The sequence below is a fragment of the Sphingomonas sp. PP-CC-1A-547 genome (assembly GCF_003610375.1).
GTDB lineage: Bacteria > Pseudomonadota > Alphaproteobacteria > Sphingomonadales > Sphingomonadaceae > Sphingomonas.
Map to the genome: position 1 here is coordinate 1 of NZ_RAPZ01000007.1, position 5,918 is coordinate 5,918.

Here is a 5,918-nt window from a genome sequence, read left to right on the forward strand (position 1 = left end):
TGGTTGCGGGGACAGGATTTGAACCTGTGACCTTCAGGTTATGAGCCTGACGAGCTACCGGGCTGCTCCACCCCGCGACACTTCGCTGTTGCGAAGGGGGTATGGGACGTTGTGAATGGGTTTTGATATGGTGCGTGTTGCATGTTGCACGGGCTTCAATGCCTGGCGACGACCTACTCTTCCATCGCTTGAGCGATAGTACCATTGGCGCAGTCGGGTTTCACGGCCGAGTTCGGAATGGGATCGGGTGGGACACCGACGCTATAGCCACCAGGCAATGGAGCCGGTGCGACATGCGTTTGCGTTCATATCTGGGTCCCTCGGGCTTCGCATTGCTGCGAAGCCTGAGGGTTTAAAATCGATACCGTGCAAGGTTTGTAGTGGTATTCGACCAATCCCTCGACGGCGAGGGGATTGGCAATCTGGCGTCGTCTTAATCATCCGCACGCATCGTTTGTCGCTACTGGTTTCCCAGTGTTGTCATTGATGGTGTGAGACTCTCAAGCGCGAATAGAGCAATTAGTATCGGTTAGCTCCATGCGTTACCGCACTTCTACATCCGATCTATCAACGTCGTGGTCTCCGACGGCTCTATGAAATCTTATCTCGAGGGAGGCTTCCCGCTTAGATGCTTTCAGCGGTTATCCCGTCCATACATAGCTACCCAGCTGCGCTCCTGGCGGAACGACTGGTACACCAGAGGTATGTTCAACCCGGTCCTCTCGTACTAGGGTCAACTCCTCTCAAATTTCGACGCCCACGGCAGATAGGGACCAAACTGTCTCGCGACGTTCTGAACCCAGCTCACGTACCACTTTAATTGGCGAACAGCCAAACCCTTGGGACCTGCTCCAGCCCCAGGATGTGATGAGCCGACATCGAGGTGCCAAACAACCCCGTCGATATGAGCTCTTGGGGGTTATCAGCCTGTTATCCCCGGCGTACCTTTTATCCGTTGAGCGATGGCCCTTCCACGAGGGACCACCGGATCACTATGACCGACTTTCGTCTCTGCTCGACTTGTCAGTCTCGCAGTCAGGCGGGCTTATGCCATTGCACTCTAACAGACGGTTTCCGACCGTCCTGAGCCCACCATTGCGCGCCTCCGTTACTCTTTAGGAGGCGACCGCCCCAGTCAAACTACCCGCCACAGAGGGTCCCTGTTCCGGCTTACGGAACGAGGTTAGACATCAGAAACAAACAGGGTGGTATTTCACCTATGGCTCCACATCAGCTGGCGCCGATGCTTCAAAGCCTCCCACCTATGCTACACAGTTTCTTCCTAATGCCACTCTGAAGCTGCAGTAAAGGTGCACGGGGTCTTTCCGTCTAACCGCGGGTACTCCGCATCTTCACGGAGAATTCAATTTCGCTGAGCATGTCCTGGAGACAGTGGGGAAGTCGTTACGCCATTCGTGCAGGTCGGAACTTACCCGACAAGGAATTTCGCTACCTTAGGACCGTTATAGTTACGGCCGCCGTTTACCTGGGCTTCATTTCAGAGCTTGCACCCCTCCACTTAACCTTCAGGCACCGGGCAGGCGTCAGGCCCTATACGTCGTCTTGAAGCCGACTTAGCAGAGCCCTGTGTTTTTGCTAAACAGTCGCTACCCCCTGGCCTGTGCCCCCTCAAAGTGCTTGCGCATAGTGAGGGCCTCCTTCTTCCGAAGGTACGGAGGCAATTTGCCGAGTTCCTTCAGGACACTTCTCTCAAGCGCCTTGGTATACTCTACCTGACCACCTGTGTCGGTTTCGGGTACGGTCTATACGGTGGGGCTATTTCCTGGAACCATTTCGAAGCCATCCCAATCCGATAAGGGATGACAACACACATGATCCGTCACACACCACCAGGCCCACGAATATTAACGTGGTTCCCATCGACTACCCCCTTCGGGCTCGTCTTAGGGGCCGGCTCACCCTGCGCGGATTAGCCTTGCGCAGGAACCCTTGGTCTTTCGGCGAGAGGGCATCTCACCCTCTTTATCGCTACTCATGTCTGCATTCGCACTTCCGATACCTCCACGACCCATTACCAGATCGCTTCACAGGCTTACGGAACGCTCCGCTACCGCGTACCACATAAGTGGCACACCCTAAGCTTCGGCACGTATCTTGAGCCCCGTTACATCTTCGCCGCAGGACCTCTTGTTTAGACCAGTGAGCTGTTACGCTTTCTTTAAAGGATGGCTGCTTCTAAGCCAACCTCCTGGTTGTTTTGGAAGTCCCACATGCTTTCCCACTTAGATACGATTTGGGGGCCTTAGCTGTAGGTCAGGGCTGTTTCCCTTTTGACGACGGACCTTAGCACCCGCCGTCTGTCTCCCGCATATCACTCTTAGGTATTCGGAGTTTGGTTAGGTTTGGTAGATCTCGCGACCCCCTAGCCCATCCAGTGCTCTACCCCCTAAGGTGTTCGTGCGAGGCACTACCTCAATAGTTTTCGCGGAGAACCAGCTATTTCCCGGCTTGATTGGCCTTTCACCCCTAAACACAACTCATCCGGTAACTTTTCAACGTTAATCGGTTCGGACCTCCAGTGCATGTTACTGCACCTTCATCCTGGTCATGCCTAGATCGCCGGGTTTCGGGTCTAATACATCAAACTCTGGCGCCCTATTCAGACTCGCTTTCGCTGCGCCTACACCTATCGGCTTAAGCTTGCTTGATACATTAAGTCACAGACCCATTATGCAAGAGGTACGCTGTCAGGCCATAAAAGCCCTCCAACTGCTTGTAGGCAATCCGTTTCAGGTACTGTTTCACTCCCCTCATCGGGGTGCTTTTCACCTTTCCCTCACGGTACTAGTTCGCTATCGGTCACATACGAGTATTTAGGCTTGGAGGGTGGTCCCCCCATGTTCAGACAGAATTTCACGTGTTCCGCCCTACTCGAGTCCTGAATTCTCACTTTCGCATACGGGGCTGTCACCCGCTATGGCCGAACTTTCCAGATCGTTCTGCTAGTTGAAATTCAGGCACTGGCCTGGTCCGCGTTCGCTCGCCACTACTAACGGAATCTCGGTTGATGTCTTTTCCTCCAGCTACTGAGATGTTTCAGTTCGCCGGGTTCGCTTCACGAAGCCTATGTATTCAGCTAAGTGATACCTAACCTAATTAACTCGACCTGTGCGTTACCGCGCAGGTAGAATTAATCGGGATAGGTGGGTTTCCCCATTCGGAAATCGTCGGGTCAAAGCTTGCTCACAGCTCACCGACGCTTATCGCAGCGTGCCACGTCCTTCATCGCCTGTATGTGCCAAGGCATCCACGAATTGCCCTTACCTCACGCTTGAGAGTCCACACCACCAACGACATCACTGGGTGTCCTTTCGGATCACCAACTCGGCAGAGCAGTGCGCGTTGGCCTTTGTCAGGTGCGGATGATTATAATCTCAGCCAGATTATTAGTTATGATGATGTCGATATCTGGAGCCTCGAACCGCTCGCCCAATTCGCGCTGCACAGAAGTGCCTCACGAACCGCCGAAGCAATCCTCGTCTCCAAAATCGAGCACCTCACGGCATCGATTTTAAAAAACCCATTCACAATGTCAAATACGACGGGCGTACCCGTCAATCACCGCACTCTCGTGCGGCGAACCGTTTCTCTTCATCTCTAGGTTGTGGCTGATGGTGCGTTGCCCGCGAGCCCGTCAGTCGCAGCGAAGCTGCGCCTTATGGGCGCGCTCCGTAGCGCTGGCCGTTCTTGGTGACGTGCGCAGCAGCTTTGCTGCTTCGTCTCGTCTCCTGCGAAATGGTGGAGCCTATCGGGATCGAACCGATGACCTGATGCTTGCAAAGCAACCGCTCTCCCAGCTGAGCTAAGGCCCCAAACGCACTTGTGTGTGGTGGGCCTAGGTGGATTCGAACCACCGACCTCACCCTTATCAGGGGTGCGCTCTAACCAACTGAGCTACAGGCCCACACCCGCTGCGCCCGTCAGACGCAGCCAAGCTGCGCCCAAGAGGCGCGCTTCGCGCGCTGGCCGAGCTTGCCCACGTGCCAAATAGCAAAGCTATTCGTCTCGTGGACTAACCTAGTGATGAAGGGACATGAGGACGGCGGCTAATGTTCTTTGGAATGGAAGAAGCTCTTCCGACAGGGTGGCACCATAAGATGCGGGCCTATCAGCGCTTTCTGCCGATATCCTTAGAAAGGAGGTGATCCAGCCGCAGGTTCCCCTACGGCTACCTTGTTACGACTTCACCCCAGTCGCTAAACCCACCGTGGTCGCCTGCCTCTCTTACGAGTTAGCGCAACGCCTTCGGGTGAATCCAACTCCCATGGTGTGACGGGCGGTGTGTACAAGGCCTGGGAACGTATTCACCGCGGCATGCTGATCCGCGATTACTAGCGATTCCGCCTTCATGCTCTCGAGTTGCAGAGAACAATCCGAACTGAGACGGCTTTTGGAGATTAGCTCACACTCGCGTGCTTGCTGCCCACTGTCACCGCCATTGTAGCACGTGTGTAGCCCAGCGCGTAAGGGCCATGAGGACTTGACGTCATCCCCACCTTCCTCCGGCTTATCACCGGCGGTTCCTTTAAAGTGCCCAACTAAATGATGGCAACTAAAGGCGAGGGTTGCGCTCGTTGCGGGACTTAACCCAACATCTCACGACACGAGCTGACGACAGCCATGCAGCACCTGTGTGCAGGTCCCCGAAGGGAAGAAATCCATCTCTGGAAGTCGTCCTGCCATGTCAAACGCTGGTAAGGTTCTGCGCGTTGCTTCGAATTAAACCACATGCTCCACCGCTTGTGCAGGCCCCCGTCAATTCATTTGAGTTTTAACCTTGCGGCCGTACTCCCCAGGCGGATAACTTAATGCGTTAGCTGCGCCACCCAAACACCAAGTGTCCGGACAGCTAGTTATCATCGTTTACGGCGTGGACTACCAGGGTATCTAATCCTGTTTGCTCCCCACGCTTTCGCACCTCAGCGTCAATACATGTCCAGTCAGCCGCCTTCGCCACTGGTGTTCTTCCGAATATCTACGAATTTCACCTCTACACTCGGAATTCCACTGACCTCTCCATGATTCAAGCGATGCAGTCTAAAAGGCAATTCCAGAGTTGAGCTCTGGGCTTTCACCTCTTACTTACAAAGCCGCCTACGTGCGCTTTACGCCCAGTAATTCCGAATAACGCTAGCTCCCTCCGTATTACCGCGGCTGCTGGCACGGAGTTAGCCGGAGCTTATTCTCCCGGTACTGTCATTATCATCCCGGGTAAAAGAGCTTTACAACCCTAAGGCCTTCATCACTCACGCGGCATTGCTGGATCAGGCTTTCGCCCATTGTCCAATATTCCCCACTGCTGCCTCCCGTAGGAGTCTGGGCCGTGTCTCAGTCCCAGTGTGGCTGATCATCCTCTCAGACCAGCTAAGGATCGTCGGCTTGGTGCGCCTTTACCACACCAACTACCTAATCCTACGCGGGCTCATCCCTCGGCGATAAATCTTTGGACTTACGTCATCATCCGGTATTAGCAGTCGTTTCCAACTGTTATTCCGAACCAAGGGGCAGATTCCCACGCGTTACGCACCCGTGCGCCACTAAGGCCGAAGCCTTCGTTCGACTTGCATGTGTTAGGCATGCCGCCAGCGTTCATTCTGAGCCATGATCAAACTCTCAAGTTTATGTCACCAGCCAATCGCAGTGGAATTCCACGATCAACCAGCCCATCTCAAGGAGCCGCTCTGCACAATATCATTCAGACGACCGCCTCGGTGCAAACACCAAAACGACCGTCCATTACATATGGAATATGTGAAGGACATATGAGAACGACTTAGCTTTAAACGATTACCCGAAGCCTTGAGGACCCCGGAAACCGCAAGCCGCCGCCCACATGTCCCTTCATCTTTACCTACAATGTCAAAGAGCCGACAAAAATACCGACACTCGCATAACCC

Annotated in this window: 3 tRNA genes and 3 rRNA genes; all 6 read right to left on the minus strand. The window is 54.2% G+C overall.

Annotated features, from left to right (window positions below):
- The 6 genes from C8J39_RS00630 to C8J39_RS00655 all read right to left on the minus strand — a co-directional run bounded on the left by C8J39_RS00630 (position 1) and on the right by C8J39_RS00655 (position 5,642).
- Positions 1-77: transfer RNA gene (locus C8J39_RS00630), tRNA-Met, on the minus strand.
- 83 nt (positions 78-160) lie between these two features.
- Positions 161-275: ribosomal RNA gene (gene rrf, locus C8J39_RS00635) — 5S ribosomal RNA — on the minus strand.
- 224 nt (positions 276-499) lie between these two features.
- Positions 500-3,295: ribosomal RNA gene (locus tag C8J39_RS00640) — 23S ribosomal RNA — on the minus strand.
- A 462-nt stretch (positions 3,296-3,757) separates the two neighbouring features.
- A tRNA-Ala gene (locus tag C8J39_RS00645) sits at positions 3,758-3,833 on the minus strand.
- Between the two features lie 15 nt (positions 3,834-3,848).
- Positions 3,849-3,925: transfer RNA gene (locus C8J39_RS00650), tRNA-Ile, on the minus strand.
- 230 nt (positions 3,926-4,155) lie between these two features.
- Positions 4,156-5,642, minus strand: a 16S ribosomal RNA gene (locus tag C8J39_RS00655).
- The 16S, 23S and 5S rRNA genes sit together here with 3 tRNA genes alongside, the layout of an rRNA operon.
- Positions 5,643-5,918: the final 276 nt, after the last annotated feature.